General features: G+C 71.4%; 23 protein-coding genes and 1 riboswitch. Of the genes, 7 read left to right on the top strand and 16 right to left on the bottom strand.

The genetic code is table 11. The annotated features are described in order from the left end of the window. Positions 1–108: 108 nt before the first annotated feature. The 10 genes from ACIQVZ_RS24220 to ACIQVZ_RS24175 form a co-directional block, all read right to left on the bottom strand. Complete coding sequence (locus ACIQVZ_RS24220; protein WP_402452733.1) at positions 109–528, bottom strand: hypothetical protein; 420 nt, start codon at positions 526–528, stop codon at positions 109–111. Between the two features lie 83 nt (positions 529–611). Beyond that, positions 612–848: a DUF397 domain-containing protein gene (locus ACIQVZ_RS24215; RefSeq protein WP_402452731.1), complete on the bottom strand. Its 237-nt coding sequence runs from the start codon at positions 846–848 to the stop codon at positions 612–614. After that, entirely contained in the window at positions 845–1,186 is a 342-nt protein-coding gene (locus ACIQVZ_RS24210; protein ID WP_402452729.1) for a hypothetical protein, read from the bottom strand. Before ACIQVZ_RS24210 ends, ACIQVZ_RS24215 begins: the two co-directional genes overlap by 4 nt. 249 nt (positions 1,187–1,435) lie before the next feature. Beyond that, complete coding sequence (locus ACIQVZ_RS24205; RefSeq protein ID WP_402452727.1) at positions 1,436–2,050, bottom strand: DUF5753 domain-containing protein; 615 nt, start codon at positions 2,048–2,050, stop codon at positions 1,436–1,438. Positions 2,051–2,090: 40 nt separating this feature from the next. Continuing rightward, positions 2,091–2,924: a helix-turn-helix domain-containing protein gene (locus ACIQVZ_RS24200; protein WP_402452725.1), complete on the bottom strand. Its 834-nt coding sequence runs from the start codon at positions 2,922–2,924 to the stop codon at positions 2,091–2,093. Continuing rightward, the gene (locus ACIQVZ_RS24195) at positions 2,921–3,448 is read right to left on the bottom strand and encodes a DUF6879 family protein (RefSeq protein WP_402452723.1); all 528 of its coding nucleotides are present in this window, start codon (positions 3,446–3,448) and stop codon (positions 2,921–2,923) included. Before ACIQVZ_RS24195 ends, ACIQVZ_RS24200 begins: the two co-directional genes overlap by 4 nt. Continuing rightward, a complete protein-coding gene (locus tag ACIQVZ_RS24190) occupies positions 3,432–3,617 on the bottom strand; it encodes a hypothetical protein (RefSeq protein WP_402452860.1) in 186 nt (61 codons plus the stop codon). The genes ACIQVZ_RS24195 and ACIQVZ_RS24190 overlap by 17 nt, the downstream gene beginning before the upstream one ends. 138 nt (positions 3,618–3,755) lie before the next feature. Continuing rightward, a complete protein-coding gene (locus ACIQVZ_RS24185) occupies positions 3,756–4,067 on the bottom strand; it encodes a hypothetical protein (RefSeq protein ID WP_402452721.1) in 312 nt (103 codons plus the stop codon). Between the two features lie 155 nt (positions 4,068–4,222). Further along, on the bottom strand, positions 4,223–5,218 hold the full coding sequence (locus ACIQVZ_RS24180) for a ribonucleotide-diphosphate reductase subunit beta (protein WP_079136257.1): 996 nt from the start codon (positions 5,216–5,218) through the stop codon (positions 4,223–4,225). Between the two features lie 20 nt (positions 5,219–5,238). After that, complete coding sequence (locus ACIQVZ_RS24175) at positions 5,239–7,650, bottom strand: ribonucleoside-diphosphate reductase subunit alpha (RefSeq protein WP_402452857.1); 2,412 nt, start codon at positions 7,648–7,650, stop codon at positions 5,239–5,241. A 191-nt stretch (positions 7,651–7,841) separates the two neighbouring features. Continuing rightward, a riboswitch (cobalamin riboswitch) is annotated at positions 7,842–7,984 on the bottom strand. Between the two features lie 421 nt (positions 7,985–8,405). On the opposite strand from ACIQVZ_RS24175, the gene ACIQVZ_RS24170 reads away from it, so the two are divergent. The 5 genes from ACIQVZ_RS24170 (at position 8,406) to ACIQVZ_RS24150 (ending at position 14,858) form a co-directional block, all read left to right on the top strand. Continuing rightward, complete coding sequence (locus ACIQVZ_RS24170; RefSeq protein WP_402452719.1) at positions 8,406–9,413, top strand: hypothetical protein; 1,008 nt, start codon at positions 8,406–8,408, stop codon at positions 9,411–9,413. A 140-nt stretch (positions 9,414–9,553) separates the two neighbouring features. Beyond that, positions 9,554–11,008 carry a glycoside hydrolase family 26 protein gene (locus ACIQVZ_RS24165; RefSeq protein WP_402452717.1) on the top strand — a complete coding sequence of 485 codons (1,455 nt, stop codon included), beginning with the start codon at positions 9,554–9,556 and terminating at the stop codon, positions 11,006–11,008. Positions 11,009–11,211: 203 nt separating this feature from the next. Further along, positions 11,212–12,099 carry a hypothetical protein gene (locus ACIQVZ_RS24160; protein ID WP_402452715.1) on the top strand — a complete coding sequence of 296 codons (888 nt, stop codon included), beginning with the start codon at positions 11,212–11,214 and terminating at the stop codon, positions 12,097–12,099. 83 nt (positions 12,100–12,182) lie between these two features. Then, positions 12,183–13,634 (top strand): glycosyltransferase family 2 protein, encoded by a 1,452-nt coding sequence (locus ACIQVZ_RS24155; protein ID WP_350879670.1) that lies wholly within the window; start codon positions 12,183–12,185, stop codon positions 13,632–13,634. A gap of 15 nt (positions 13,635–13,649) precedes the next feature. Then, positions 13,650–14,858: a glycoside hydrolase family 113 gene (locus ACIQVZ_RS24150; RefSeq protein WP_402452713.1), complete on the top strand. Its 1,209-nt coding sequence runs from the start codon at positions 13,650–13,652 to the stop codon at positions 14,856–14,858. 3 nt (positions 14,859–14,861) lie between these two features. Here ACIQVZ_RS24150 and ACIQVZ_RS24145 read toward each other — a convergent pair whose 3' ends face one another. Together ACIQVZ_RS24145 and ACIQVZ_RS24140 are read right to left on the bottom strand one after the other, a co-directional pair. Next, positions 14,862–17,021: an acyltransferase family protein gene (locus tag ACIQVZ_RS24145; RefSeq protein WP_402452711.1), complete on the bottom strand. Its 2,160-nt coding sequence runs from the start codon at positions 17,019–17,021 to the stop codon at positions 14,862–14,864. 134 nt (positions 17,022–17,155) lie between these two features. Further along, positions 17,156–17,650, bottom strand: coding sequence for a GNAT family N-acetyltransferase (locus ACIQVZ_RS24140; protein WP_371517178.1), 495 nt, complete (start codon positions 17,648–17,650; stop codon positions 17,156–17,158). A 397-nt stretch (positions 17,651–18,047) separates the two neighbouring features. Here ACIQVZ_RS24140 and ACIQVZ_RS24135 point away from each other — a divergent pair, with 397 nt between their 5' ends. Then, the gene (locus ACIQVZ_RS24135) at positions 18,048–19,007 is read left to right on the top strand and encodes a helix-turn-helix domain-containing protein (RefSeq protein WP_350879666.1); all 960 of its coding nucleotides are present in this window, start codon (positions 18,048–18,050) and stop codon (positions 19,005–19,007) included. Between the two features lie 78 nt (positions 19,008–19,085). Here ACIQVZ_RS24135 and ACIQVZ_RS24130 read toward each other — a convergent pair whose 3' ends face one another. The 4 genes from ACIQVZ_RS24130 to ACIQVZ_RS24115 all read right to left on the bottom strand — a co-directional run bounded on the left by ACIQVZ_RS24130 (position 19,086) and on the right by ACIQVZ_RS24115 (position 23,064). Next, positions 19,086–19,874 (bottom strand): histidine phosphatase family protein, encoded by a 789-nt coding sequence (locus tag ACIQVZ_RS24130; RefSeq protein WP_402452708.1) that lies wholly within the window; start codon positions 19,872–19,874, stop codon positions 19,086–19,088. Positions 19,875–20,029: 155 nt separating this feature from the next. After that, positions 20,030–21,643: a monocarboxylate uptake permease MctP gene (gene mctP, locus ACIQVZ_RS24125; protein WP_350879664.1), complete on the bottom strand. Its 1,614-nt coding sequence runs from the start codon at positions 21,641–21,643 to the stop codon at positions 20,030–20,032. Beyond that, positions 21,640–21,906 (bottom strand): DUF3311 domain-containing protein, encoded by a 267-nt coding sequence (locus ACIQVZ_RS24120; RefSeq protein WP_350879663.1) that lies wholly within the window; start codon positions 21,904–21,906, stop codon positions 21,640–21,642. Before ACIQVZ_RS24120 ends, mctP begins: the two co-directional genes overlap by 4 nt. Positions 21,907–22,272: 366 nt before the next feature. After that, positions 22,273–23,064, bottom strand: coding sequence for a GntR family transcriptional regulator (locus tag ACIQVZ_RS24115; protein ID WP_244293370.1), 792 nt, complete (start codon positions 23,062–23,064; stop codon positions 22,273–22,275). A gap of 337 nt (positions 23,065–23,401) precedes the next feature. Here ACIQVZ_RS24115 and ACIQVZ_RS24110 point away from each other — a divergent pair, with 337 nt between their 5' ends. Further along, the gene (locus tag ACIQVZ_RS24110; RefSeq protein ID WP_350879662.1) at positions 23,402–24,694 is read left to right on the top strand and encodes an extracellular solute-binding protein; all 1,293 of its coding nucleotides are present in this window, start codon (positions 23,402–23,404) and stop codon (positions 24,692–24,694) included. Positions 24,695–24,844 lie beyond the last annotated feature (150 nt).

The raw sequence follows: 24,844 nt of genomic DNA, 5'->3' as shown, positions 1-24,844 counted from the left end.
TATCGCGCCCTTGTCCGTCGCCGCCGCTCGCCGCCGCTGACTGCCACCGCCCGCCGGAAACCAACAGCGTCGAAACCCCGACGGGCCCCCGCAGGCGGGGCGGCAGCGTCAGCCCGAGACCGGTGGTCGAGCGGTGTGCCGGGTCGGGCACGGGATGTCCGGCCTGGTCTTGTGGGGGCATGCGATCACGTAGTGGCCCGACCAGCGGCTGTCGGACACCCAGCGGGACCACACCACGTCTGCGGCACCCTCCAATTGCTCGACCGCGCGGAGTCGCCGCGCCTCGGTGGGAAGCCGAGGATCGCCGCCCGGCGCGTGTTCCTCGTACCGTGCCGCAAGCCAGTCGGCCGCGTCGGCCGCCGTCTCCCAGGTGCCCCGGACCTGGGCGGTCGGTCGGAGCAGCCACCAGCCGGTCATCATCGGCGGCAGCTCCGAGAGCCTGAAGCCCGAGCCCTCGACCGGCCGCCGCTCGGACTCCTTCGCCAGCAGCCGGCCGTCACCGGTCCACTCGTAGCCGTGGAAGTGCAACTGTGCTTCTCCTCGGTGGCGTTGGTGCCCCGGCCGCCCGCACGGGACTGCGGGTGGCCGGGGCGGGCTGGGCGGGCGGAGGGTCAGGCCGAGAGCCCGAACCGCGCCGGGTCGATCCCGGCGGCGCTCAGCTCCTCGGCGGTGAACAGCAGGGGCTCGCGGTCGGGACGCTTGCCGTCGCCCAGGGCGTAGACGCCGTGCTCGACCAGGCCGAGGGTCACGCACGACTCGCCGTCGTCGCCCCCGCCCTGGTTGCCGTCGCACGCGCGGTTGAACTCGACCTGGGAGAGGTCGAGTTCGTACAGGTTGTGGTCAGTCATCGCCTGCACCTTCCGGTATCGCTTCGGGGCGCGGAACGGCCCCGCCCCGCCCAGGACTTGGGCGGAAGAATGAGGGGGAAGCCGCTCCGTCGGCGCCAGAGGCCGATGCGGGTGGTGAGCAGGTCGGCCGGCACCTGGCGCGGCGGCGCATCCGGCTCGAACAGCGGCCGGACGAGGGCCCTGCCGTCCTGTGCGCCCACGATTTCGACCAGACTTCCGGTCGTCAGGTCTTTTCGGACCGGATTGTCGTCGATCCGCTCCATGAGTTCCGCGTGCGTCCGGCGCCGCTTCGGCGGCCGGCTCGTGTCGCTCGGCTGTGCGGAATTCGCGGTGGACATGGAAACGCTCCCACGGCTCTCGGATCGTTGTGGCGAGTCACCAAATTACGGGGGAGCTCCGGTGATTTCTGCACGCTTTCCTGTTCCTGAAAGAACTCCTCTCCGGTCCCTTCGGCCGGTGTGTGAATTCGCCTTCCGCGTCAGCTCATGCGCAGGAAGTCGGACCGGCCGACTTCCTGCGCATGAGGGTCTGGCCGGAGTGGGGTTTCTGATGGGGGCATTCGGCCACCGGCAGAGGCACTGGGGCGCTCACCGATGGCGGGAAGCCCACTCCTTGAGCCTGGCCCGAGCGTCCCCGCCCCAGAGTGAGTACCCCTCAAAGGTCTGAAACGTGTCCAGATGGGTCCGGACGTCATGGGAGTCACGGAACACGAGCACGCCCGTGGCCACTTCAACGGTGGCCAGGGACGCGTCGTAGACGGTGAAGACGTTCATCGGAGCCTTCGGCATGTGGCCTGCCAGTGGGATGACTCCGAGCCGGACGTTCGGCAGACGGGAGACCGAGGCCAAGTGGTCGAGCTGCGTCGCCATGGCCTGCGCTGGTACCAGCGGCCAAAGACAGGCCTGCTCCGTCAGGACGAAAGTGAAGCTCTTGGTGGCTTCGGGCAGTACGGCCTGCCGTTCGAGCTTCTTGGCGATGGCTGCCGAGTGATCGCCGGGGATCAGAGCCAGACTGGCGTCGACGTACTCCGGCGTCGCGAGCAGGCCGGTGATCATGGTCGGCAGGAAGTAGCGGAGCTCCGTCGAGGTCCGTTCAAGGGCCGCCAGCTCGATCTGTTTTGTGTTCCCGCCGTTGCGGCGAAGGGTCTTGGCGTCCTGCCACTCCATGCCCGTGATCTGCGGTGAATCCGGCCTGTCACCCATCGCAACTCCCTTGGTTTCTCTTTGGGCTGAGGATTCCGCGCTATGGGGCGCTTCCCTGCTCCCCCAGGAACTCGTCCCGAATGTCTTCGAGCATGCGCCGCATCGCGTCGCCGGACACGGCGGCGCCGGAGAACCCCTTGAACTTGCGGACGTACACCTCGACGTCGCGCGGGTCAGTGACCGTGACTTCGGCATGCACGGTCTCGACCGTGACCATTCGGTCATCGCGGATGACGAAGGAGTGCGCCGGCACGTCGGTCTGCGGCGCAGCCAGCGGAACGACCCGGATATCGACATGGCCGAGACGGGAGGCGGAGATGATGCGGTCCAGCTGCCCCGCCATCATCGCGGCAGGGACGAGGCGCCAGCGGAGAACGGGTTCGGTGATGACGAACTGCAGGGTCTTGGTGGCATCGTAGAGTGCCTGCTGCCGTGCGAGCCGCGCTGAGACGGTCAGCGAAAACTGCTCCTCGCTGAGGCCCTTCCGCCCGAACACGGCTCGGACGTATTCGGGGGTCTGAAGCAGTCCGGGAACGAGAGAGGGCTGAAACACGCGAAGAAGCCCGGTCGAGTCGTCCAGCGCTTTGATCTGCTGCTGCTTGCGGTGGTACCCGAGCCGCCGGACGAGGCGCCAGGCCGTCGCCTCCGTGGTCTCGGCTCTCGCGGCGGCCATGTACTCGGCCTTGACCTCATCGGACACGCCTATGGCCGCAAGGATGCGTTCCACGTCGACAACGGTGGGTGCCACCCGGCCGGTCTCGATCTTGCTCAACTTGCTCGGAGACATGACGGCGCTGCGGGCCACGGCCTTGGCTTCTTTCCCAGAAGCCTGCCGAAGTGCCCGCAGCGCCGCCCCGAGCCGTGTTCTGTTCACTTGCCGTGCTCGGCCCACCACTGGGTGAACGGGACGGAGTTCGCCATCGCGACATCGCGGTAGGACTTGAACTGGGCGATCCGGCTGCCGCTGAGGAATTCGGGTCGCAGGTACTTCCCGTTGCCGTCATAGATCATCTCGGCAACGGTCTCGTCATCAAAGAGCCAGAAGTCCGGTGCCTTGGGAACGGGATTTTCCCGGTCTGTGGTGTCGAGGATGAAGAATTCCTCACCAGCCGCCATGTTCCGGTGGTACCCCCAGGCGAGCTCGAACCGGAGATAGTCCGTGAGTGGGCGCGAGAGGGCGTGTACGCGGTACATCCGCTTACCGGCCCGAGTGGCATCGGCCACGGTGTTGACCCAGTCGGCGGTCTTGAAGTCGTCCGGCTGCTCCTCGCCCGCGAGGAAGGCGTGATAGGCGCCCACTCCGCCGGACTGGCCGTAGTCGTCCAGCGTTTCCAGCCGGAATGCCTGTCGATTGAACTCCGAGAACCAGTCCCCGAGGGTCCTAGATGTAGTTGTCACGGATGGCCTTTCGGATGAGCTCGATGGGAATTTCGACCAGGGACTCGTGCGCCGGAATCTGAAGAGCATGCTCGGTTAGATGCTCGCCCTGGACGGCGAGGGTGCCTCGATCCGTCAGGTAGAGCGTCGGGCAATCGCCATCTTCACAGGAACCCAAAAGCCGTGTCAGCTCACGTTGCCTCCTCACTAGGTCTCCCTACGATGCTCCCGAGTCGGGCCGGGCGTAGGCAAGAGGTTCACGTTTCCGATACTGGAAATCAGCCCAAATTCGAACAGGCGAGCGCAGGGTTTTTCCCAAGTGGCCCGTTCAAGCTGCCGAGTACTCCCCGAAGGGGACGGCGTGCGCGAGGGCGATGTCTCGGTACCGCTGGATGGGGTGGGTGGTCCAGCTGGTCATCTCGCCGATGTAGCGGGTGACGCTCCAGTGGCCGCCGCGGGCGAGGCAGTAGGCGATGCCCTCGCCGCCGCCGGGCCCGATGCAGAGGCGGATGAAGTCCCGGTGGGCCGCGTGGATCGGGAGTTCGCGGACGCGCTCCCAGAGGACGGGCAACGCGTGGTCGAGGCTCGGGAAGACGGCGGGCAGCATGATGCCGGTGATCCGGGCCCGGATGGCGATCACGCGGCGGTCGCCTCGGGGGAGACGTGACACCAGACGAACTTGCCGATGCCGCCGGCGCGCGGGCAGCAGCCCCACTGTGCGGCCAACTCCTCCAAAACAGAGGTGCCCCGCGCGGCCACGGGCCGTGCGGGGCACCTCTGTCAAAAGCCGGTGGCTTAGAAGTCGTCGTCGAAGGCGACGGAGCCCTCGACGGCGACCTGGTACGCCGACACGCGGCGCTCGAAGAAGTTGGTCAGCTCCTGGACGTTCTGGAGCTCCATGAAGCCGAACGGGTTGGTGGACCCGTAGCGGATCGGCAGGCCGAGGCGGGCGAGGCGCTGGTCGGCCACGGCCTCCAGGTACTGGCGCATGGAGTCGGTGTTCATGCCGGCGAGGCCGTCGCCGCACAGGTCCTGGGCGAACTGGAGCTCGGCCTCGACGGCCTCTTCCAGCATCTCGGTGACCTGCTTGGCCATCTCGTCGTCGAAGAGGTCGGGCTCCTCCTCGCGAACCGTGTCGACGACCGACATCGCGAAGTCCATGTGCATGGACTCGTCGCGGAACACCCAGTTGGTGCCGGTGGCCAGGCCGTGCAGCAGGCCGCGCGAGCGGAACCAGTACACGTACGCGAACGCGCCGTAGAAGAAGAGGCCCTCGACGCACGCCGCGAAGCAGATCAGGTTCAGGAGGAACGCGCGGCGGTCCTCCTTGGTCTGCAGCGAGTCGATGTGGTCGACGGCGTTCATGTACTTGAAGCAGAACTGCGCCTTCTGGCGGATGGAGGGGATGTTCTCCACCGCGGCGAAGGCCGCGTTGCGGTCCTCGGGGTCCGGCAGGTAGGTGTCGAGCAGCGTCAGGTAGAACTGGACGTGCACGGCCTCCTCGAACAGCTGGCGCGACAGGTACAGCCGCGCCTCCGGGGAGTTGATGTGCTTGTAGAGGCTCAGCACCACGTTGTTGGAGACGATCGAGTCCCCGGTGGCGAAGAAGGCGACCAGACGGCCGATGAGGTGGCGCTCGCCCTCGCTGAGCTTGGCCAGGTCGGCGACGTCGGAGTGCAGGTCCACCTCCTCGACGGTCCAGGTGTTCTTGATCGCGTCCCGGTACCGGTCGTAGAACGACGGGTAGCGCATCGGGCGCAGGGTCAGCTCGAAGCCGGGGTCGAGCAGCATCTTCTCGCGGTCGGGGGTGCTCACTGGCAGGCCTCGCAGGACTCGGGGTTCTCCAGGGAGCAGGCCAGCGCGGCCTCCTCCTCCGGGGTGAGGGTCGGGGAGTTCACCGGCACGGGCGCGGGCGCGGCGGCGCGGGCGGTGCCGGAGGCGGCCTGGGCGATCCGGGTCGCCGGGCGCGAGCGCAGGTAGTAGGTGGTCTTGAGACCGACCTTCCACGCGTAGGAGTACATCGAGCTGAGCTTGCCGATGGTCGGCGCCGCCATGAACAGGTTCAGCGACTGGCTCTGGTCGAGGTACGGCATGCGGGCCGCGGCCAGGTCGATCAGCGCGCGCTGGGGCAGCTCCCAGGCGGTGCGGTAGAGCGAGCGGACCTCGGCGGGCAGCCAGCCCAGCTCCTGGACGGAGCCGTTGGCCTCGCGCAGGGCGTCGCGGGTCTGCTGGTCCCAGACGCCGAGCTCCTTGAGCTCGCGCACCAGGTACGGGTTGACCTGGAGGAACTCGCCGGACAGCGTCTCGCGCTTGAACAGGTTGGAGACCTGCGGCTCGATGCACTCGTAGACGCCGGCGATGGACGCGATGGTCGCGGTCGGCGCGATGGCCAGCAGCAGCGAGTTGCGCAGGCCGGTCTCGGCGATGCGGGCGCGCAGCGCGGTCCAGCGGTCGGCCCACTGCGGGGCGGCCGTCGGGAAGTGGTCGATGTGCAGCTCGCCGCGGGCGGCGCGGGTCTCGCCGTAGGCCTCGTGGCGGCCCAGCTGCTCGGCCAGGTCGGCGGAGCGCTCGTACGCGGTGAGCATGATGCGCTCGGCGATGAGGGTGGACAGCCGCGCGGCCTCGGCGGAGTCGAAGTCGATCCGCAGCTTGAAGAAGACGTCCTGGAGGCCCATCACGCCGAGGCCGACCGGGCGCCAGCGGGAGTTGGAGGTGCCGGCCTCGGTGGTCGGGTAGAAGTTGATGTCCACCACGCGGTCGAGGAACGTCACGGCGGTGCGGACGGTGGCGTCGAGGCGCTCCCAGTCCATGGCGCCGAGCAGGTCGTCGACGGAGGCCCCGGGGGCGACGTGGGCGCCGAGGTTGACCGAGCCGAGGTTGCAGACGGCGGTCTCGGAGTCGTCCGTGACCTCCAGGATCTCGGTGCACAGGTTCGAGGAGTGCACCGTGCGGCCGGGCAGCGCGGTCTGGTTGGCGGCGCGGTTGGAGGCGTCCTTGAAGGTCATCCAGCCGTTGCCGGTCTGCGCGAGGGTGCGCATCATCCGGGCGTACAGGGTCTGCGCGGGGATGGTGCGCACGGCCTTGCCGGCCAGCTCGGCCTTGCGGTAGGCCTCGTCGAAGTCGGAGCCCCACAGGTCGACGAGCTCGGGAACGTCGGCGGGGGAGAACAGCGACCAGTCCTCGTTGGCGTTGACCCGGCGCATGAACTCGTCCGGGATCCAGTGCGCCAGGTTGAGGTTGTGGGTGCGCCGCGCCTCTTCGCCGGTGTTGTCGCGGAGCTCCAGGAACTCCTCGATGTCGGCGTGCCAGGTCTCCAGGTAGACGCAGGCCGCGCCCTTGCGGCGGCCGCCCTGGTTGACGGCGGCGACCGAGGAGTCGAGGGTGCGCAGGAACGGGACGATGCCGTTGGACTTGCCGTTGGTGCCGCGGATCAGGCTGCCGCGCGAGCGGATGCGCGAGTAGGACAGGCCGATGCCGCCGGCGTGCTTGGACAGCCGGGCGATCTGCGCGTAGCGGTTGTAGATCGAGTCCAGGTTGTCCAGCGGGGAGTCGAGCAGGTAGCAGCTCGACATCTGCGGGTGCCGGGTGCCGGAGTTGAACAGGGTCGGCGAGGAGGTCAGGTACTCCAGCCGGCTCATCAGGCCGTACAGCTCGGCGACCTCGCGCACGGACTGCTCGCTGTCGCCGACCGCCAGGCCGCAGGCGACGCGGAGCAGGAAGTGCTGCGGGGTCTCGATGACCTTGCGGGTGATCGGGTGGCGCAGCAGGTAGCGGGACTGCACGGTGCGCAGGCCGAAGTACTCGAAGCGGTCGTCGCCGTGCGCGTCGATCAGCGCGTCCAGGGCGGCGGCGTGCTTGGCGACGAAGGCGGCGGTGGTGTCGCCGATCAGACCCTCGTCGTGGCCGACGGCGATCGAGGCGGCGAAGGAGCGCGAGCCCTGGCTGTTCGCCTCGTCGACGATCTCCAGGGCGAGCAGCCGGGCGGCCAGCTTCGAGTACTGGGGGTCCTCGGCGATCATCGACGCGGCGGCGTCCACGGCCAGCCCGCGCAGCTCGGCGAAGTCCGAGCCGGCGTGGCGGCCGCGCAGCGCGGCGGCGGCGACATGGCCGGGGTCCACCTGGGGGAGATCGACGCTGCGGTCGGTGAGCAGCCGAAGGAGCGCGCCACCGGGGTCGGAGACCGTCGGGTCGGTGGGGGCGGGGCCGGTGCCCTGGGCGGGCAGGGTGGCTGAGGCAGCGGTGGTCAAGGCGCTCTCTCCTGGCGGCGATCGGCGGTGGTGCTCGGGGGGTACCGGGCCGTTCGGGGCAGGGGAGCACGGCACGTACGCAGGAAGCGTCGCGCGACAGTGGCGTCCCCGGCCCGCCCGCGAGGCCCGGAAGGTGGTTCTCGTGCTGGCGCGGCCTCTGCGGGAGGGCCGGTGCGCACACCGTCGGCAGGTACTCGGACTCGCGGGGCGGCTGCTGGAGCCGCCCGCTCACCGCTGCGGGGCAGTCCCGGATTCGCACCGGGTTCCCCTGCATCGACAGCAGGATTGAGCATACATCTAGTGGTGTCTCTCTGATGCGACCCCACATGTAGTACGGCGCGGTGTGTCGGAGCGATAACCGGGGGTGCCGGGAGGGGGCGGCTCGTGGCCTTGGGGCGCCTCGGATCCGGGCTTCCGGGGCCCTGATTCCGGGCCCCGGCGCCCTGGTTTCGATACGGAACGGTCACCGGGCGGCCCGGTTGCCGGGGGCATGCCCTACGATCTGGGCGCATGAGCGAGCGAAGCGCCGAGGGGCGCGTTTCGCGAAGCGATCATCGAGCGAAGCGAGGGGGCGCGTGAGCGACGGAACAGGCGCACCCGGGCAGGGTCCGCAGGGAACGCCTCCCACCGGGCCGGGGGGCGTGCACGGTCAGCAGCCGCCGGTGGTGCCCGGTCCGGTGTTGCCGCCGAGCGGGGGCTTCGGGCCGCCGCCGGCCTCGTACGGGCCCCCGGTGTCGCCCGCGCAGCCGGTGGCCCAGCCGGTGGCGCAGCCGGGACCGCCGGGGCAGCAGGTGCCGCCGCAGTGGCAGCCGAACCCCCAGCCGTATCCCCAGGCACATCCCCAGCCGCACCCCCAGACCCAGCCGTACCCCCAGACGCAGCCGTACCCGCAGCCCCAGGCGCCGCAGCGCGCCGAGCCGAACTGGGAGGCGCTGGCGGACCGCAACGCGGCGGACGGCAAGCGCCGCCGCCGGCTGCGGGCCCTCGGCGTGGCGGTCGGGGTCGTCCTGGTCGGCGGCCTGATCGCGGGCGGGGCGGTGCTGCTGACGAAAAGCGGCGACGACAAGCCGGTCGCCGGGCCGGTCGCCTCGGCCTCCGACCGGCCGTCCTCCGCCGCATCGGGTGCCGCGCCGAGTGCCGCCGCAACCCCGGGCGGGAACCCGTCCGGCACCCCGGGCGGTGCGCCGGACGACCCGTCGAAGCCGATCTGGGAGGCCGCCACCGACCCGGCGCCGCAGGACGCGGGGGCACTGTTCTCCGCGCTCCAGGTGACGGTCAACGGCGCCACCTGGAACCGGACCTTCGTCTCGCTGGACTCGCCCTGCTGGGACGGGAACTCGACGACCGGCGGGCTCGGCAAGGTCCTCGGTGACCAGGGCTGCCAGAAGGTGCTCCGGGCGACCTACGTCTCCGGCGACAGCGCGGTGACCGTCGGCGTCGCGGTCTTCGACCACAAGATCCAGGCCGAGACCTCGATGAAGAGCTACACCGGCCACCTCAAGGGCGCCGTCGCGCCGGGCACGCCGGCCTTCTGCGCCACTCCGGGCTGCACCAACACGCACAACACCCTGGGCCGGTACGCCTACTTCACGGTCGAGGGATCGGCGAAGGGCGGCGACACCGCCGACGCCACCGCCACCGCGGCGGCCGCCGGCTTCGGCGAGCACGTGAAGGGCCAGCTGCTCCAGCGCGCCAAGGCCGCGTCCGCGGCCGCGCCGGGGGCCGCCGCGGCCAGCTGATCCGCCGTGAGACCCCGGCCCCGGCGGGTTCGCTCGCCGGGGCCGGGGGAGTGTGGCAGGCTCTCGGGGCAGTCATTCGCACGAGTGTTCCGGTTGTGTCCGCCTGGGCCGGTGCCGGCGACCAACCGGAGGAGCGGTCCGTGGCCCTGCCCAGAGCCCTGCGCGGCAAGCCCGCCGTCCTGGCCGCGGCCGGGGTCGTGGTCGCCGCGGGCGCCGTGGCGCTGTTGCAGCGCGACGGCCGGGCCGACGGCGAACAGCCCGCCCGCGCCCCGGTGACGGTCGGCCTCCCCGGCCGCACCCTGCCGCCGGAGGTCGGCCGTGACCTGCTCGCCCGGGACCCGCAGGCCTCGCCGAACGCCCGGGCCGTCCAGCAGCTGCTCGCCGACCTGGAGGGCCAGGCCCGCACCGGGCAGAGCGGCGGGACGGTGATCGGCCAGCACGTCGAGGCGCACAACGAGCGCAACAACCCCGAGTACGGGGACTACCGCGGCACCAAGCAGGTCGGCTACTACTACAAGAAGGCCGCCGACCTCACCGGCAAGCTGCCCGGCTTCGTCGAGACCGACCTCGGCCCCGGCTACGGCCAGACCGGCTGGGGCGTCGGCGACCCGCGCTCCTACTCGGCCGGCCGCTGGCCCACCTGCCGGGCCGGCTGGCAGTACACCGACGACGCCGTCGACCTGCTCTCCGCCGTCTGGGCCGGCCACCCGCGCGCCGACGACGGCAGCTACGGCACGGCCGGCGTCCAGCACAACTGCGACGGCACCACCACCGAACTGCCCGACAACGGCGGGGGACCGGCCGGGATCGTCGGCATGTCCTTCCACCAGCCCTACCCCGGTTCGGACGTCAAGTCCTTCGAGCAGGTGCTCTGTTCGAACTCCCCGGCCGCCAAGGACAAGAGCTGGTTCGGCCGGGTCGTCGACAGCGCGCACGACACCCCCGAGTACCGCGCGCTGATGACCGATCTGTCCTACCTGGCCGACCACCTGGAGTACCTGGCCGCCCACGACGTGCCGGTGCTGCTGCGCCCGTACCACGAGATGAACGTGCAGGACTGCTCCCGCAGGTTCTGGTGGTCGGGCCAGAAGCCGGCCGACTACCAGGCGCTGTGGCGGATCACCTACCGCTACCTGGTGGAGACCAGGGGCCTGCACAACCTGCTGTTCGTCTGGACGCCGGTGTCCTGGGACGGAGCCCCCGGCGCGGATCCGTGGGACTACTACCCGGGCTCGCAGTACGTCGACGTGGTCGGGGTGGACGACTACAGCGGCAGCCCCGCGCACCCGATCGGCACCGGCGAGGTGTGGACCAAGCGGTACTACGACGGGCTCGCCGCCTACGGCAAGCCGCGGATCCTGGCCGAGTCCTTCGCCGTCCCGGTCAACTCCCGCCAGCCGGACACGCTGCGGCGCACGCCCTGGACGATCTGGACGGTCTGGGGGCAGTCGCTCACCTCGGACAACCTGACGCCGGACCAGCCGCGCAACTCCGGCGCCGACGTCAACGCCACCTACCACAGCCCGCTGGCGCTCACCGGTGGCGCCGGACCGTTCGGCGCGAACGTCGACTGGGGCGGCCTGCACGTTCGTTGAGCCGGTCCGCACGTCCGCCGAGCCGCCCCGCACGTCCGTCGAGCCGCCCCCGCACGTCCGTCGAGCCGGTCGCCGTGAGGTGCGCCATACCGCCGAATTCCGTTGAACGGCCGGAATACCGTGTCCGTTGTGCCGTGTGGCATCCTGTGGCGGCGAAGCCGAGGGCTGAGGCCGGGACGGGCCCGGCGGGGCGGGGGTGCGGGATGGGACAGGCGCGTGCGATGCGCGCGGCCGGCGGCATCGCCGTCGGCTGGGGCGTGCTGCTGCTCGCTTGGGCGGCGTACAACTGCTTCGGCCAGGTCGGGTTCGCGACCTACGTCAAAGGCATCTTCTACTACGGCGGCACCTCGGTGGACGCCGAGACCGGCAGCCTCAACTACGGCCTGATCTACCTGCTTTCGGGAATCCTGCTGCTGCGCGGGCGCACCTGGGCGCTCGGGGTGGCGGCCGGCGTCGCACTGGTCGAGGGGTACAACCGGGTGCGCAGCCTGACCGGCGCGCTCCTGGACAAGCCGCAGCGGGAGTGGTTCACCAGCACCACCGAGGGCGGGCTCAAGCTCGCGACCTTCGCGCTCGGCGTGGTCGTCACCGCGGCGCTGATCCTGCTGCTGGTCCGGCTGAAGTGGCGGGAGCAGGGGGCGCCGGAAGCCGCCGCGGCGCCGGGCGGCCAGGTGCACTGGTCGCTGCTGCAGACGATCCCCGCCGAGCCGGCCCCGGGCCCGCAGCCGTACCAGCAGCAGCAGTTCCAGCCCCAGCCCCAGCCCGCCTGGCCCCAGCAGCCGCAGGCCGCCTGGCCGGCGCAGCCGCCGTTCCAGCAGCCGCCGCAGCCCGGGTGGCCGCAGCAGCCCCCGGCCCCGCAGCAGCCGCAGTCGCAGCCCGCTGCCTGGCCGCAGCCGGCCCAGCCGTCGCAGCCGGTGCCGTACGCGCAGCAGCCCGCCCAGCCGGCCCCGCACCCGTCGACGCTCGCCCAGCAGCCGTGGCCCGCCGCACCGCCGGTGACGCCCGGTCCGGTCGCCCCCGGCCCGGTCGTGTCCCCGGCCGACCGCCCGCCGACGGACCACCCGCCGGTGGACCGCCCGCCGCAGACCTGAACCTCCGAAGCCCTGGACCGCCCACGAACGATCCGGCTCCCGCACGGGATCGGCCCGACACCAGACGAGGAGCGACTTTCGCCATGCCATCGACAGCCCCCGCACGGACGGTGCTCACCACGTCCCGCGAGGCCGCCCGGCTCGCCGAGCGACAGATGTCGTGGAAGCCCCGGGTCCTCCCGTTCTACTTCTCCTTCACGGTCATCTTCGCCTTCTCGGTCTGGGCCTACGTGCCCAACCCCACCCCGCTCGGTTGGACGATCACCATCCTGTGGGGGATGCCGGTGTTCGGCGTCCTGATCGGCTTCCAGGGCGTGCTGATGGTCCGCCGCCGGCTGCGCCAGGTGAGCCGGATGACGCCGGCCGTGCCGGTCGAGGACGACTTCCTGATCGTGCTGGTGCCGACCATCGGCCGCCACGACACCTATCCGGCGCTGGAGCGTTCGGTGCTCTCGTACGTCGAGCACCTGCCGGCCTACTTCCCGTGGATGCGGGTGGACGTCCTCACCGAGGAGGGCTGCGCGGCCGCCGAGAAGATCGACGATCTGGCCGCCCGCAACCCGCTGATCCGGGTGGTGACCGTGCCGAAGGCCTACGAGACGGCCAACGGCACCAAGTTCAAGGCCCGCGCCAACCACTACTCGCACGAGCTGCGGATCGAGGAGGGCGAGGCCGAGGACGACGTCTGGGTGCTGCACATGGACGACGACACCGGCGTCGGCCCGGACACCGCCGCCGCCGTCGCGCAGTTCGTCAACCGGCAGCGCCGGGCCGGGGACGACGCCAAGCACATGGCGCAGGGCATCCTGACGTACCCGCGGGAGAACGCCGTCTCCACCTTCACGTGGCTCGCCGACGCGATCCGCCCGGCCGACGACATCGCCCGCTTCCGCGCGATGACCGGCACCGGCACCCCGATCGCCGGCGTGCACGGCGAACTGCTCCTGATGCGCTCCTCGGTGGAGGCGACCATCGGCTGGGACTTCGGCCCCAAGACCATCGTCGAGGACGCCCAGATGGCGCTGAACTTCTGCCAGCGCTACCCGGGCCGCAGCGACTGGTTCAACGGGCGCTGCTACGGCGCCTCGCCGGCCGGGATCAAGGACTTCCTCAAGCAGCGCGAGCGCTGGGCCTGGGGCCTGGTCGCGCTCTGCTTCAACCGGACGATCCCGCTGCGGTACCGGCTGTTCATCGGGATGGGCATGGTCAGCTGGGTGCTCGGCCCGCTCCAGCACGTCGGCCTGGTGCTGCTGGTCGCCTGGTTCACCGGCACCTGGAACACCTCCCCGGTCACCCAGTCCGTGGTGCTGGTCTGGTCGATCAACTTCGCCTACGTCATCTGGACGTACTGGGAGGGCCTGCGCCTGAACGTGGTCGCCTCGGCGAACCACCGGCGCAAGTGGTGGGAGCCGATCGTCGTGGTGGCGGCCATCCCGCTGTTCTCGTTCCTGGAGGGCTGGGGCGGCCTGCGCGGGCTGATCAAGTTCCTCAAGGGCGAGGAGAACAAGTTCGTCGTCATCGCCAAGCCGGCCTGATCGGAGGTCACCGCTGTGAAGCGCCCCGCCATCTTCATCCTGCCGACCGTGGTGGTCGCCGTCACCGTCGCCGTCCCGGTGGTCTGGGGGGACCACCCGCTCAAGTTCGTCCACCAGCGCCCGACCGCCGTGCACTGGGCCGGCTCCGCGACCGAGCAGGGCCGGGTCTGGGGCTTCGGCAAGGACGCGCCGCCGGCCGAGGACACCGGCCCCAAGGTGGCCCGCCCGTGGGCCGAGGGCAGCCCCGAGTGGGGCGTGCAGGTGTACTGGCTGGACGATCCGGCGGACCCGGACAACTTCGTCCAGGGCAAGGTCGACCGCATCGTCAAGTACGTGGTCGGGCTGAACGCCAACTCCCTGTCGGTGACCTTCCCGTACTACACGACGGGCACCAGGTCGAACGCCGTGGCCGCCCGGCCGACCACCCCCACCCCGGAGCGGCTGGCCCTGCTGCTGGACGCCGCCCACCGGGCGGGCCTGCGCACCACCATCCGTCCGATCATGGACGAGGACGTCTTCGACTACCTCAACACCCTCAAGTGGCGCGGCAACATCGCGCCGACCGACCGGGACGCCTGGTTCGCCAGCTACGCCGCCTTCCTGGCGCCCTACCTGAAGACCGCCCAGGAGCACTCGGTGGCCGAGGTCACCATCGGCACCGAGTTCAACTCGCTGGAGGGCGACCCGCGGTGGCCCGGTCTCATCGACCAGGCGCGGAAGGCCTTCCACGGCGAGCTGGTGTACGACGCGAACTTCGACAACTGGTCCAAGGGCCCGATAGCGGTCCCGGCGGACGGCACGGGTGTGGACGCCTACCCGCCGGCCAGGTCGGCCGGTGACGACGCCCCGGTCGCCGACCTGAAGGCCAGCTGGAACGCCTGGCTCGACAAGCGCGGCAGCGGTCCGCAGCCGACCACCAAGCTCACCGAGGTGGGCATCCCGGCGCAGAAGGGCGCCTACAAGACGCCCGGCGAGTACTACAAGAAGACCGAGCTGAACGAGGTCGTCCAGGCGACCTGGTTCACCGCGGTCTGCCAGGTGGCGCAGGAGCGCAAGCTGCGCGGGCTGTACTTCTGGTCGCTGTACTTCGGCATCGACCCGAACCTGCCGACCAACCAGGACACCCCGCGGATGGACTACGCCGGGCGCCCGGCCTCCGAGCGGGCGATCCGCGACTGCTTCGCGCAGACCTACGAACTGCCGCCCTCCCAGGCTCCGGGCTAGGCCCTAGGGAGTGGGCCGGCCGGGCTTGGTCGAACTCGGTTGGCCCGTGGGCTTGGTGGCCGTCGGAGTCGGCGTGAGGGTGGGCGTGGGCGTGGGCGTCGGTGTCGAGGCCGGCGTCGGGGCGGCCGTGGGCGGCCCCGCCGGCGGTCCGGTCAGTCCGTCCGCGATCTGCTGCTCCAGCCACGGCGTCACGAACCGCATGCCGGCCGGAGTGAGGTGCACCCCGTCGTTGGCGGGGGTGACCCAGTGGCCGTCGCGGTCCTTCCACGCGCAGGTCTCGTACGGGCAGAAGAAGGTGTCGAGGTCGACCAGCCGGACGGCGCCGGCGGTGGTCTTCACGTAGGCGGCGACCTGCTGGTCGTAGCAGGTGCCCCAGCCCTTGTTGATGGCGCCGTTCTCGACCCGTTCGTTCATCAGCAGGACCCGGGCGCCGGGCGCGCGGCGACGGACCTGGTCCACGGCCTGGGTGAGCTGGGCGGTGTAGCGGCTCCGGTAGTCCTCCTCGCAGGGGCTGAGCCAGGTGCCGTCGAGGTACTGCTCGGCGGCGTCCCAGCCGAGGTGGATCACGACGGCCTGCGGGGCGGCGCCGGTGAGCTGCCGGTCCCACGCGGCGGCCCGGTCGCGGCACTCCCGGCTGGTGTCGAACTCCTCGCCGGAGGTGGTGCGCACCTTGTCCGGATCGAACACGCCGCAGCCGCTGATCCCGCCGTCGACCACCCGGTAGCGGTCGCCGTGCCGGTAGAGGCCGGTGGCGAGGTCCTGGGCGAAGGAGTCGCCGAGGACGAGGACCGCGGGCTTGCCGCTCGGCCCGGACCGCATGTCGTACTGGACCCAGGCGGGCAGGTACCAGGCGCCGGTGGTGGCCACCGCCGTGGCGACGGCCAGCAGCGGGACGGCCGGGAAGGCCCGCCAGCGCAGCACCCGCAGCTTCTCGGTGCCGGTGTGCATCAGCCAGGCCAGCACCCAGGAGAGCGGTGCGCCGACGGCGAGCAGCAGTTGCGGCGAGATGTCGTCGACGTAGTGCTGGAGCAGCCAGTACACCGGCAGGTGGAGCAGGTAGAGGCTGTAGGAGATGGTGCCGGTGAGCCGCAGCGGGGGCAGCGACAGCAGCCGGACCAGCGGGCCCCGGTGGTGGCAGAGCGAGGCGGCCAGGACGGCGGCGAGCGCCGCGACCACGGCCAGCCCGCCCTGGTAGAGCAGCGGCTCGTGGTAGCCGCTGACGGACAGGCTGGCCCAGACCAGGCCGCCGAGGGCCGCCGTCCCGAGCAGGGCGGGCGCCAGGCCGCCGGCCGCCGCGGAGCGGTCGAGCAGGCGCCGCCGGGAGCGGGTGGCGCCGCCGTCGGGGGCCGCCGCGCGGACCTGGCGGCGCAGCCGCAGGTAGACGGCGAAGGCGGCGGTGGCGCCGGCCGCGAAGCCGACCGCGCGGGTCTCGGTGCCGAGGTAGAGGCGGTCGCTGTTGTCGCCGTTCCACATCAGCGGGGCGGCGAGCGCGGCGACGGCGAACAGCCCGGCGGTGACGACGCCGGTCGCGCGCAGCGAGCGGCGGCAGAGGCCGAAGACCGCGAGCAGCAGCAGCGGCCAGAGCGCGTAGAACTGCTCGGTGATGCTGAGCGACCACATGGCCGCGAGCGGGTCGATGGAGGCGAAGTGCTGCCAGTAGGCGTCGCCGCGGGCCAGCTGGGCCCAGTTGGCGACCTGGCCGAGCGCGGCGAGTGCCTGCGGGCGGAGGTCCCTGACGTCCCGTAGCGGGCTGACCAGTGCGGACAGCGCGACGACGAGGAGGACGGTGGCGAGCAGTCCGGGCAGCAGCCGCTTGGCCCGGCGGCGGTAGAAGACGCCGAGCCGGATGCCGTCGGTGCGGTCCAGTTCGCGGATCAGCACCAGGGTGACCAGGAAGCCGGAGAGGACGAAGAAGACGTCCACGCCGAACAGGCCGTTCTGGAACCAGTTGGTGTGGTAGAGCAGGACGGAGGCGATGGCGAGGCCGCGCAGCCCGTCGACCGCCGGGAAGCGGACGGAGGGCGGCAGCGGCCCGCGCGGCCGGGGCACGGGTGCGGGGATCGCGTAGCGGCTGGTGGCCGGCGGCTCGATGCCCCGGGACGTGCGCATGTCCTGGAGCGTGGGGCCGCTCGCGGGCGTGCCGAGGCCGGGCCCGTCCTCCATGTGGTGCGTCCCCCCGGGATCGGTCGGCCGCCGCGACGTGGCATCGGACGTGATCTGTGGTTTATATCAAAAGACGTCCGTTGATCGTCTGTCATCACCGGGGAGGAGCGGGGCCGACGACGCCCCGGCCGGGCTCAGAACGCCAGGCTGTAGACCATCAGGTCCATGCCCGGGTACGGGGACCAGTCGCGCTCGGGGGTGCGGCGGAAGCCGGTCCGCTCGTAGACGCGGTGGGCGGCGGTCATCTGCGGGCGGGTGGAGAAGGCCATGCCGTCCAGGCCGAGTTCGCGGCTGCGGGCGATGGTGGCGCGGACCAGGGCCTCGCCGACGCCGCGGCCGCGGGCGGCCGCGGCGGTGGCGAGCATCCGGATCTCGCCCTCGCGCGGGCCGGCTATGTCGGCCCACTCGGTGCCGCCGACGGCGTAGGTCACGCAGCCGAGGACCCGTCCTTCGGCCTGGTCGACCGCGACCAGGAGCTCGGCCTCCCGGGCCCGGCGGGCGGCGTCGCGCAGGAGCTCGACGTAGCTGCTCTCGGGCGAGGTGTGGCCGTCGCCGACGAAGGCCTCGACGGTGATGCGGCCGGCGTCGTCGAGGTCCTCCGGAAGGGCCTGGCGGATGAGGATGTCCATCCCGTCAGTGTGCCGGAACCGTCCGGGGTGATGATCTCCGGGGTGGCCCGGACCGGGAGGGTGGCCGGGTCGGCGGAGGGGCGCAGCGAGGCGGCGGGCATGGTGCCGTACAGCCGGTCCAGGCGTTCCGGGCCGGCCGGGTAGCCGCCCGGGCGGTGCCAGTTGTCGCGGCCGGCGGCGGCGCCGCGGGCGACCTCCCGGCCGATCAGGGTGCCGAGCAGGCCGAAGCCTGCGACGGCCCCGACCAGGGCGATTGCGCTTGCGAGAGTCCCGGTGTCCATGGCTCCACTCTGGCCGGGCGGCGCGGCGGCCACGAGTGGCAGGAATGACTGATCTCCTCGAAAAACTGCCACCCGGCCCTTCCACCGCCGGGGCCCGCCGGGGCATCCTGGGCGGCATGCTGAAGAACGTGGTCGCGGTGGTGCTGGAGGAGATCCACCCCTTCGAGCTCGGTGTCGCCTGCGAGGTCTTCGGCCTCGACCGCACGGCCGACGGCCTGCCCGGGTACGACTTCGCGATCGCCGGCGCCCGCCCCGGGCCGCACACGACGCACTCCGGGTTCGCGGTGGACGTCCCGCACGGCCCCGAGCGGCTGGCCGGGGCCGACCTGGTGGTGGTCACCGCGACGACGATCCGCCCGGAGTACCCGGAGCCGCTGCTGGCGGGGCTGCGCTCGGTGGTGGCGGACGGCGGCAGGGTGCTGTCGATCTGCAGCGGCGCCTTCGTGCTCGGCGCGGCCGGGCTGCTGGACGACCGCCGTTCCACCACCCACTGGCGGCACAGCGAGGACCTGGCCCGGCGCTTCCCGCGGACCGTCGTCGAGCCGGACGTGCTGTACGTGGACGACGACCCGGTGATCACCTCGGCCGGGACGGCCGCCGGCATCGACGCCTGCCTGCACCTGGTGCGCAAGGCGCAGGGCGCCGAGGTGGCCCGGGGGATCGCCCGCCGGATGGTGGTGGCGCCGCACCGGGAGGGCGGGCAGGCCCAGTTCGTGAGCCGCCCGCTGCCCGGCGGCGACGGCGACTCGCTGGCGCCGCTTCTCGACTGGATGCGCCACCACCTGGACCGGGACTGCACCGTCGAGCAGTTGGCCGCCAGGGTCCACATGTCCCCGCGCACCTTCGCCCGCCGCTTCCAGCAGGAGACCGGTACGACGCCGCACCGCTGGCTGACCGGACAGCGGGTGCTGCTCGCCCAGCGGCTGCTGGAGTCCACCGCCGAGCCGGTGGACGCGATCGCCGCCCGCTGCGGCTTCGGCAACGCGGCCGCGCTGCGGCACCACTTCGGGCGCCGGCTGGGGACCACGCCGCTGGCCTACCGGCGCTGCTTCGCCGGCCCGGACGAGGGGGCGTGACCGGACGAGGCGGCGTGGCCGGACGAGCAGGCGTGGCCGGACGAGCAGGCGGGCCGGACGCGGGGGTGCGGCGGCTCGTCAGTTTCCCGGGGCGAGGTGGTCGACGCTGTTCCAGCGGTCCGGGTGCAGCCGCCCGTCCTGGGCGCGCCACAGGCTGGTGGAACAGTTGCGCACCGGCGCGAGCGCGGTGAGCCGTTCCTCGGTGAGCCGCTCCAGCACGTAGCGCAGCATCAGCACCGTGCAGTCGTGCGCGACCAGCAGGACGGCCCGCCCGGCCTCCTCCTCGCAGACGTCCCGCAGCAGGCTGCGCACCCGCAGCGCGACGTCGGCCCAGGACTCGCCGCCGGGCGGCCGGTAGTACAGCTCGCCCATCTTGCGCCGCCGGGCGGACTCCTCCGGGTGCTTGGCCTCGATCGCGGCCCGCGTCAGCATCTCCAGGACGCCCAGTTCGCGGTCGCGCAGCCGTTCGTCGTGGCGCACGGCGAGGGTGACCGGGACGGCGCCGAGCCCGGCGGCCTGGGCGAGCGCGATCCGGGCGGTCTCGGTGGTGCGCACGTACGGCGAGCACCAGACGCTGCGCGGGCGGTCGGCGCTGGGCAGGCCGGCCCACCAGCGGCCGAGCGCCTGGGCCTGCTGCTGGCCGTGCGGCGACAGCGGGATGTCGGCGTCCCGGCAGCTGATCGGAACGCTGAGCGCGCCGGCGGCCTCGGCCAGCTGGAACTCGACGTTGGCGGTGGACTCGCCGTGCCGGGTGGCGATCAGCACGGACGGCAGCCGGGTGGCCGACGCCGGGCGGTGGGTGGTGAGGTGGTGCGGGCTCTGGGTGGACTGGTGCTGGCCGTTGAGGGTGGTGCCGAGTTCTGCCATGGCCGCGTGCTCCCCGTGGGTCGATCAGTTGCCGGCCGGTCGCCGGTCCGGTCTGGTGGTGCCCTGCGAAGGCGGCTGTTCATACATATGATCGCGCCGCCTTCTCCAGTGTTCACGGAGAGGGCGGCGCGATCACAGGGCGCGTGCGGCGCGAATCAGTGCGCCGCTACGGGCTCCGGCGCGTTCTTCGGCTCCTCGTCGCCGGCCTCGGCGCTGTAGTCGGCGGGCCTGGTCTCGTCCGGGCCCTCGGGCGCCTTGACCGCGCGCAGCACCAGGGTGAGCGCCACGGCGACGATCAGGTTGAGCGCGAAGGCGGTCAGGCCGATGTAGCCGATCTCGCCGATGCCGGGGATCGCGGCCGCGTTGCCGCCGAAGTGCTTGGTGGCGGGGCTCGCGATGCCGTAGGCCTTCCAGGTGCCATAGGCCATGCCGGCCGCCCAGCCGGCGAACAGCGCCCAGTGGTGGAACCAGCGGGTGAACAGGCCGCCGACGATCGCCACGAAGGTCTGCAGGATCCACAGGCCGCCGAGCAGCTGGAGGTTGATCGCGGCCTGCTTGTCCATGCCGAGCACGAAGACCAGCGCGCCGACCTTCACCAGCAGCGAGACCAGCTTGGCGATCCGGGTCTCGTCCGCCGGGGTGGCGGCGGGCTTCAGCCACTCCTTGTAGACGTTGCGGGTGAACAGGTTGGCCGCCGCGATCGACATGATGGCGGCCGGCACCAGCGCGCCGATCCCGATCGCCGCGAAGGCCACGCCGGTGAACCAGTCCGGGAACATGTCGGCGAACAGCTGCGGCACGGACAGCTGGGCGTTGAACTTCTTGTCGCCCTTGCCGACGCCCGCCGCGATGGCCATGAAGCCGAGCAGCGCCAGCAGGCCCAGCATCAGCGAGTACGCGGGCATGATCGCCATGTTGCGGCGCACCGTGCCGCGGGATTTGGAGGCCAGCACGCCGGTCACCGAGTGCGGGTACATGAACAGCGCCATCGCCGAGCCCAGCGCCAGCGTCGCGTACGTCCACTGCTTGTCGCCCGGGAGGGTCAGCGAGCCGGCGGACTTGGGGGCGCTGAACTTGTGCGCGGCCGCGTCGAAGATGTGCCCGTAGCCGCCGAGCCGGATCGGGATGTAGATCACCGCGACGATGATCACGATGTAGATCAGGGCGTCCTTGACGAAGGCGATCAGCGCCGGGGCGCGCAGCCCGGAGGAGTAGGTGTACGCGGCCAGCACGCCGAAGGCGAGGAACAGCGGCAGGTCCTTGACGAACCAGTTGGCGTTCTCGCCGCCGCCGACGCCCAGCACGTCCAGCACCGCCTGGATGCCGACGAGTTGGAGCGCGATGTACGGCATGGTGGCCAGGATCCCGGTCAGCGCGACGACCAGGGAGAGCGGCCGCGAGCCGTACCGGCCGCGGACGAAGTCGGCGGGGGTGACGTACCCGTGCACCCGGGAGACCGACCACAGCCGGGGCAGGAAGAGGAAGACCAGCGGGTAGGCGACGATCGTGTACGGCACCGCGAAGAAGCCCGCCGCACCGGTTGCGTAGACCGCGGCCGGGACGGCGACGAAGGTGTACGCGGTGTAGAGGTCGCCGCCGAGCAGGAACCAGGTGACCCAGGTCCCGAAGCTGCGGCCGCCCAGGCCCCACTCGTCCAGGTGCGCCGCGTCGTCCGCGCGCCGCCAGCGGGCGGCGAGGAAGCCCATCACGGTGACCAGGACGAAGAACAGCACGAAGACCGTGAGGGCCGGCACGTTGACGTGGCTCATCGCGCGCCACCCGCCTTCCGCGCCGCCTTGCGGGCCTTCTCGTCCCGGTTGATCAGCAGGTACGCGGCCACGGTGAACACCGCCGACACCGGCACCCAGAGCAGCTGGTACCAGTAGAAGAACGGCACCCCGCCGACGCCGGGGTCGGTCTTGTCGTACGAGGACACCCACAGCATCGCGACGATCGGCACGAGCAGGGCGAGCCCGGCCAGCACCCGTTCGGGGGTCACGGCGGGCACCCGGTCCCCGGGTGGCTCGGGCATGACAGGTTCGACGGTATCGGGATCAGACGGCATCTTCGGCTCCGCTCCGGAGGGTTCTCCCCGTCGGCGCCGCAGCCCGCGGGGCACCGCACGCCCCCGCGAACCCGCCGAGCAGCACCATCGGTGATCGACAGTCAGTACGGCTGCGCAATCTAGGGCATGGAGTGATCCATGTCACCGGGGTCGGGGCGACTTCCCGCCATCCGGACGGCATCCGGTCGCATTCGACCGGTACTGCCCCTCCCGTGACGCGAACGGGCACCGGCGCGCGTGGGTCGCGCGCGCCGGTGCCCGTGGTGCGCGGGGGGAGTGCCCCGCCCGGACTGCCTCGCCCGGACTGCTCCGCCCCGCCCTGCTCCGCCCGGACTACTCGGGGCGCTTGAGCCGGGTGATGAACTTGTAGCGGTCGCCGCGGTAGATCGAGCGGACCCACTCCACCGGGTCGCCGTCGGCGTCGAAGGAGTGCCGGGAGAGCTGGAGCATCGGCAGCCCGAGGTCGGAGCCGAGCAGGCCGGCCTCGCGCGGGTTGGCGAGGGTGGTCTCGATGGTCTCCTCGGCCTCGGCCACGGTGACCCCGTACACCTCGCGCAGCGCCGCGTACAGCGAGTTGTGCTTGGCGAGGTTGCGCCGCAGCGCGGGGAAGCGCTTGGCGGACAGGTGGGCGACCTCGATGGCCATCGGGTCGCCGTTGGCCAGCCGCAGGCGCTCGATCCGCAGCACCCGGCCGCCGGGCTTGATGTCGAGCAGCGGGGCGAGCCGGTCGTCGGCGGTGATGTAGCCGATCTCGATCAGCCGTGAGGCGGGCTCCAGGCCCTGGGCCCGCATGTCCTCGGTGTAGGAGGTGAGCTGGAGGGCCTGGGCGACCTTGGGCTTGGCGACGAAGGTGCCCTTGCCCTGGATGCGCTCCAGCCGGCCCTCGACGACCAGTTCCTGCAGCGCCTGGCGCACGGTGGTGCGGGAGGTGTCGAACTGGGCGGCCAGCGCGCGCTCGGGCGGGACGGGGGTGCCGGCGGGCTGGGTCTCGGTGAGCTGGAGCAGGTGGCGCTTGAGACCGTAGTACTTGGGGACGCGTGCGGTCGGGTCGGCGCCGGCCTGCGTCGGGAGGTTTTTCACCTCGGGGTCGTTGACCTGGGCGGTGGTTCCCCCGTCGCTGCTCATCGGACCTGTTCTCCCGCTTCTCGCGGCGCCTTTACGGGCCCCGCCACATAGTTAACGGGTGACATCGTTGCATGTATGGCTACGGAACGAATACCTCATCACGCGATGAACGATGTGCGGTGTCGGCTTGATAACGGGTGGTCCGGATCGGTCGAACAGCCGTTGACAGGCCCATTGGTCTAGGCCAAGCTCCAGGCATCTGGTCTACACCACTAGGCCGGACACTATGAATCCCCCCACCCGCTCGAAGGGGTCCGCGGCACCTTTCCCCCCGCTTTACGTGGGTCTGCCGCTGCCGCCCGACGGGGGTAACCCAGGCATCCCTCAGGAGGATGGCGTGAAGCGTCAGCTCATCGCGGCGGTCGGCGTCGCAGCAATGGTCGTCGGCCTGGCGGCCTGTGGCTCGGACGGCAAGAGCAAGGACAACGCCGGTTCGAACTCGTCGTCCGCGGCGGGCGCCAAGAACTACAGCGGCAAGACGCTGAAGGTGTGGCTGATGACCGGCTCCGCCCCGAAGGGCTGGACCGACGCGGTCAAGAGCGAGTTCGAGACCACCTACCCGGGCTCCAAGGTCGACTTCCAGATCCAGGAGTGGGACGGCATCGGTCAGAAGGTGACCGCCGCGCTGTCCGAGGGCTCGGTCGACGTCGTCGAGCTCGGCAACACCCAGACCTCCGGCTACGCCGCCTCGGGCGGCCTGCTCGACATCACCAAGGACAAGTCCGCCCTGGGCGGCGACGGCTGGAACGCCAACCAGAACGAGGCCGCCCAGCTGGACGGCAAGCAGTTCGCCGCCCCGTGGTGGGTCTCCAACCGCGTCGTCGCCTACAACAAGGACCTCTGGGCCAAGGCCCAGCTGACCGACGCGCCGAAGACCCTGGACGAGTTCTACGCCGACCTGGACAAGCTGAAGGCCACCGAGGGCGTCGTCGACCCGATCTACCTGCCGGGTCAGGAGTGGTACACCTACTTCGGCCTGCTCACCGGTGAGGGCGGCAAGATCGCCAAGAAGGACGGCGACAAGTGGGTCGGTGGCCTGTCCTCGCCCGAGGCGCAGAAGGCCTTCGAGACCTACAAGAAGCTGCAGGGCTACTCGGCCACCGGTCCGAAGGACAAGGACGAGGCCACCCCGCAGCAGAAGGACGTCTTCGGCAAGGGCAACGTCGGCACCATGATCGCCCTCGGCTGGGAGCTCCCGGCGGAGAAGGACATGGCGAAGGACAAGATCGGCTTCTTCCCGCTCCCGGGCAAGACCGCTGACAAGCCCTCCGGCGTCTTCCTCGGCGGCTCGAACCTGGCGATCGGTGCGCAGAGCAAGAACACCGACATGGCCAAGGACTTCCTGAAGATCGCCCTCAACGACAAGAACGAGGGCGCGGTCGCCGCCGCCGGCAACATCCCGAACAAGGCGGCGCTGAACAGCCAGCTCACCGGCGACTTCGCGAAGGCCGCCCAGTCCGCCTCGGCGGTCGGCGCGGTCACCCCGATCACCCCGAACTGGGCGAGCGTCGAGGACAAGCCGAACCCGATCAAGGAGTTCCTGACCGCCGCCCTCCAGGGTGGCGACTACGCGGCCACCGCGAAGAAGTACGACGACGAGATCGCGAAGCGGCTCAACCAGAAGCAGTAGGCACCGAGCGGCGGGGGGGGCCCCCCCCCCCCCCCGGGGGGGGGGGGGGGGCCCCGGGGGGGGGGGGGGGGGGGGGGGGGGGGGGTTCGAACGCCGGGTGGCGGAGCTGGGGGGGGGGGACGCCCGACCCCCCGCGAAATGTAGGGGGAC

This window comes from Kitasatospora sp. NPDC098663 (assembly GCF_044760075.1).
In the GTDB taxonomy this organism is placed as follows: domain Bacteria; phylum Actinomycetota; class Actinomycetes; order Streptomycetales; family Streptomycetaceae; genus Kitasatospora.
Note: the sequence above shows the minus strand (reverse complement) of the source record. Positions and strands in the feature narration are given on the sequence as shown.

What these genes read in the sequence shown, in the direction of transcription:
- ACIQVZ_RS24215 (WP_402452731.1), bottom strand. Translation starts at nt 848, where the DNA reads ATGACTGACCACAACCTGTACGAACTCGACCTCTCCCAGGTCGAGTTC.
- ACIQVZ_RS24210 (WP_402452729.1), bottom strand. Translation starts at nt 1,186, where the DNA reads ATGTCCACCGCGAATTCCGCACAGCCGAGCGACACGAGCCGGCCGCCG.
- ACIQVZ_RS24205 (WP_402452727.1), bottom strand. Translation starts at nt 2,050, where the DNA reads ATGGGTGACAGGCCGGATTCACCGCAGATCACGGGCATGGAGTGGCAG.
- ACIQVZ_RS24180 (WP_079136257.1), bottom strand. Translation starts at nt 5,218, where the DNA reads ATGCTGCTCGACCCCGGCTTCGAGCTGACCCTGCGCCCGATGCGCTAC.
- ACIQVZ_RS24160 (WP_402452715.1), top strand. Translation starts at nt 11,212, where the DNA reads ATGGGACAGGCGCGTGCGATGCGCGCGGCCGGCGGCATCGCCGTCGGC.
- ACIQVZ_RS24155 (WP_350879670.1), top strand. Translation starts at nt 12,183, where the DNA reads ATGCCATCGACAGCCCCCGCACGGACGGTGCTCACCACGTCCCGCGAG.
- ACIQVZ_RS24145 (WP_402452711.1), bottom strand. Translation starts at nt 17,021, where the DNA reads ATGGAGGACGGGCCCGGCCTCGGCACGCCCGCGAGCGGCCCCACGCTC.
- ACIQVZ_RS24140 (WP_371517178.1), bottom strand. Translation starts at nt 17,650, where the DNA reads ATGGACATCCTCATCCGCCAGGCCCTTCCGGAGGACCTCGACGACGCC.
- ACIQVZ_RS24135 (WP_350879666.1), top strand. Translation starts at nt 18,048, where the DNA reads ATGCTGAAGAACGTGGTCGCGGTGGTGCTGGAGGAGATCCACCCCTTC.
- ACIQVZ_RS24130 (WP_402452708.1), bottom strand. Translation starts at nt 19,874, where the DNA reads ATGGCAGAACTCGGCACCACCCTCAACGGCCAGCACCAGTCCACCCAG.
- mctP (WP_350879664.1), bottom strand. Translation starts at nt 21,643, where the DNA reads ATGAGCCACGTCAACGTGCCGGCCCTCACGGTCTTCGTGCTGTTCTTC.
- ACIQVZ_RS24120 (WP_350879663.1), bottom strand. Translation starts at nt 21,906, where the DNA reads ATGCCCGAGCCACCCGGGGACCGGGTGCCCGCCGTGACCCCCGAACGG.
- ACIQVZ_RS24115 (WP_244293370.1), bottom strand. Translation starts at nt 23,064, where the DNA reads ATGAGCAGCGACGGGGGAACCACCGCCCAGGTCAACGACCCCGAGGTG.